The organism is Gelidibacter sp., from assembly GCF_039916245.1.
GTDB lineage: Bacteria > Bacteroidota > Bacteroidia > Flavobacteriales > Flavobacteriaceae > Gelidibacter.
Genome location: NZ_JBDSLS010000034.1, coordinates 1 through 3,860, shown reverse-complemented (window position 1 = coordinate 3,860; position 3,860 = coordinate 1). Strand labels below are relative to the sequence as shown.

Here is a 3,860-nt window from a genome sequence, read left to right as displayed (position 1 = left end):
GCATAAATAGACGTCCATATATCGGCTGAAAATTGGCCTCCCATGGTTCTACTTTGAATGGTGAACGGAAATTCATCGGCGCAAAATGTAGAATCGACATTTAAAAAGGTCGATAATTTACAGAGATATTTATAAGTCGGGAAATCCATACTTTTTGGCCCAAAAATAATGACGTCAAAGATCCATCTTGAAAAAATGAATGCGCCAGTTCCGGCAATAACGATGCTTAAAGTGATCCTGATTAAGTGCCAACGTAAATCTTCAAGATGATCCAAAAAGGACATCTCATTGGAGGTTTTTTTTGCCATTAGATGATGCCTTCTTTGATAAGGTCGTGGATATGTACTACACCCGCATAGTTACCTTCGTTTTCTACTAAAAGTTGAGAAATGCCATTGGTCTCCATAAGTTCTTTCGCGTCAACAGCCATGGCATTGTCATCAATCCGTTTGGGATTTGAACTCATAATGTCTTTTGCAGTGAAGTGGATGAAAGCATCACTCTTAGTAAGCATCCGTCTTAAATCGCCGTCTGTGATGATGCCGACGATTTTGTTGTTTTCTACCACCGCGGTAACGCCCAACATTTTTTCTGAAATCTCAACAATGACCTGTTTTACATTCGTGTTTAAGCCTACTTGTGGCTTTTCATTCATGGATGACAAGTCGCTAACGCGCATATATAAACGTTTGCCTAAAGCTCCTCCCGGATGATATTTTGCGAAATCCTTGCTTGAGAACCCTCTTAAATCCACCAGACAGATAGCAAGAGCATCGCCCATAACCAATTGTGCTGTGGTGCTGGTTGTAGGTGCCAAATTATTTGGGCAGGCTTCCTGTTCAACATAAGTGTTTAAAACATAATCTGCTTGTTGGCCTAAAAACGAGGTAATATTACCGGTAATGGCAATCATTTTGTTTTTGGCATTCTTAATTAAGGGTACCAACACTTTTATTTCGGGAGTATTTCCACTTTTAGAAATGCAAATGACCACATCATCCTGCAAAATAAGTCCTAAATCGCCGTGAATGGCATCTGCAGCATGCATAAAAACGGCTGGTGTGCCTGTCGAATTTAAAGTGGCAACAATTTTATTGGCAATTATGGCGCTTTTTCCAATGCCTGTAATAATGACTCTGCCTTTTGATTTGTATATGAGTTCTACGGCATTAGCAAAATCATCAGTCAATAAAGTGGCAAGATTGGAGATGGCTGAACTCTCTAAGTCGATGGTTTTTTTAGCAGTATTTAAGATGGAATTTTTAATATTCAAAATTTATTGATTTTTGGGTTTGATGCTTGTAAAGAATTTTAGTATCTTTATTCCTATGCAAATGTATATAAAATACTAATAGGGATTAATGGGTAAAGAAGAAATTGACTTACATGCAGAACTAAAAAAATACTTTGGATTTTCCAGATTCAAAGGTCTTCAGGAAAGCGTTATAAAGAGTTTAGTAAAAGGAGAAAATACTTTCGTAATCATGCCAACAGGCGGCGGAAAGTCATTGTGTTATCAATTGCCAGCACTAATTGAGGAGGGTACAGCCATTATTGTATCGCCGTTAATTGCACTTATGAAAAATCAGGTGGATGCCATTAGAGCGGTGTCCCAACATCATGGGGTTGCCCATGTACTGAATTCGTCATTGAACAAAACCGAAATTAAACAGGTTAAGGAGGATATTAAAAGTGGGATTACAAAACTGCTTTATGTGGCTCCGGAATCTTTGACCAAAGAAGAGAATGTTGAATTTTTACGATCGGTAAAAATCTCTTTTATGGCCGTCGATGAGGCGCATTGTATCAGTGAATGGGGGCACGATTTTAGACCTGAATATCGAAATCTGAGACATATTATAAAGCGTATTGGCGATAACATTCCTATTATAGGATTGACGGCCACGGCGACTCCTAAAGTTCAGGAAGATATTCTTAAAAGTTTGGACATTACCGATGCCAATACGTTTAAGGCCTCCTTTAATAGACCAAATCTTTATTATGAGGTGCGTCCAAAGACCAAAGCCGTAGATTCTGATATCATCCGATTTGTAAAACAAAATGAAGGGAAATCAGGTATTATCTACTGTTTGAGTCGTAAACGTGTTGAAGAATTAGCGCAGGTTCTCCAGGTCAATGGCATTAAAGCGGTGCCTTATCACGCTGGATTGGATGCGAAAACCAGGGTCAAACATCAGGATATGTTTTTGATGGAAGACGTGGATGTGGTCGTTGCTACGATTGCTTTCGGGATGGGGATTGATAAGCCCGATGTGCGTTTCGTGATTCATCATGACATTCCAAAAAGTATAGAAAGTTATTACCAGGAAACAGGACGTGCAGGGCGCGATGGTGGCGAAGGTCATTGCTTGGCGTTTTATGCCTACAAGGACATTGAGAAATTAGAAAAATTCATGTCTGGTAAACCTGTGGCTGAACAGGAAATAGGGCATGCCTTACTTCAAGAGGTGGTTGCCTTTGCGGAAAGTTCCATGTCAAGACGGAAATTCATCCTTCATTATTTTGGGGAAGAATTTGATAACGAAACTGGCGATGGTGGCGATATGGATGACAATGTTCGTTTTCCTAAAAAACAGCACGAAGCACAGGAGGATGTTGTGATTTTATTGGATACGGTAGCCCAAACGAACGATAAATATAAATCAAAGGATTTAGTACATGTGATCACAGGAAAATCGAACGCCTTGATTGTGTCGCATAAAACAGATACGATGCCGTTTTTCGGAATTGGACAACATGAGGATAAACGCTATTGGATGGCAATGATCCGTCAGGTTTTAGTGGCTGGATTGTTGAAAAAAGATATCGAAACTTATGGCGTTTTGCGATTAACTGAAAGTGGTCGGGATTTCTTGAAATCACCACACTCTTTTATGATGTCTGAAGATCATGTGTTTGATGATTCTACAGATGACAGCATCATAACGGCTTCAAAAGGAGAAGGAGCCGTAGCTGATGAACGTTTGATGGGCATGTTGAAAGATTTAAGAAAGCGTAATGCCAAAAAATTAGGTGTGCCACCGTTTGTGATTTTTCAAGATCCTTCCTTGGAAGATATGGCCCTAAAATATCCAATTACTTTAGAAGAATTAGGCAATGTGCATGGTGTAGGGGATGGAAAGGCCAAAAAATATGGCAAAGATTTCATTGCGCTCATTGCCGAATATGTTGAGGAAAATGATATCATTAGACCCGACGATTTGGTGGTTAAAAGCACGGGAATGAACTCCGCTTTAAAGCTTTATATCATTCAAAATATTGATCGAAAATTGCCTTTAGATGATATTGCGTCCGCTAAAGGGATGAGTATGAGGGATTTCATAAAGGAGTTGGAGGCGATTGTCTATTCAGGAACCAAATTGAATATTAATTACTGGATCGATGATATTTTAGATGAGGAGCAGCAAGAAGAAATCCATGATTATTTTATGGACTCAAAAACTGATAAAATCGATGTGGCGATAGATGTCTTTGATGGCGATTACGATGATGAAGAATTACGATTATACCGTATTAAATTTATTAGTGACGTAGCGAATTAAGTGATCAGTCTTCAGTTGGCAGTCTTCAGTTGGCAGTCTTCAGTTGGCAGTCTTCAGTTGGCAAACTTCAGTTGGCAGTTTGCAGTCATAAGATCTACTTGCTTAGACTGTCGTTACCATTAGGTGTTATAAATATTTAATACACAGAGATGCGCGGAGATTACACTGAGGTACGCAGAGCTTTTTGATTATTGTTTAGTTGCAACTAATCCCTAATCCCTCATTCTTAATGCCTTTTTCCTTTGCGTCATTATACTCTAGAACTCTGCTGACACAGATTTCACGGATTTACACGGA

Annotated in this window: 3 protein-coding genes; 1 reads left to right on the top strand and 2 read right to left on the bottom strand. The window is 39.2% G+C overall.

All coding sequences use genetic code 11. The annotated features are described in order from the left end of the window. Nucleotides 1-308, bottom strand: a 308-nt coding sequence (locus ABIQ28_RS01870; protein ID WP_348035055.1) for a twin-arginine translocase subunit TatC, incomplete at its 3' end; no start/stop codon positions are given. After that, nucleotides 308-1,273, bottom strand: coding sequence for a KpsF/GutQ family sugar-phosphate isomerase (locus ABIQ28_RS01865; protein WP_348035054.1), 966 nt, complete (start codon nt 1,271-1,273; stop codon nt 308-310). The genes ABIQ28_RS01865 and ABIQ28_RS01870, both read right to left, overlap by 1 nt. An 88-nt stretch (nt 1,274-1,361) precedes the next feature. Between ABIQ28_RS01865 and recQ the strand changes: the two genes are divergently transcribed. After that, the gene (gene recQ / locus ABIQ28_RS01860; protein WP_348035053.1) at nt 1,362-3,563 is read left to right on the top strand and encodes a DNA helicase RecQ; all 2,202 of its coding nucleotides are present in this window, start codon (nt 1,362-1,364) and stop codon (nt 3,561-3,563) included. The last annotated feature ends 297 nt before the right edge of the window (nt 3,564-3,860 follow it).

What these genes read in the sequence shown, in the direction of transcription:
- recQ (WP_348035053.1), top strand. Translation starts at nt 1,362, where the DNA reads ATGGGTAAAGAAGAAATTGACTTACATGCAGAACTAAAAAAATACTTT.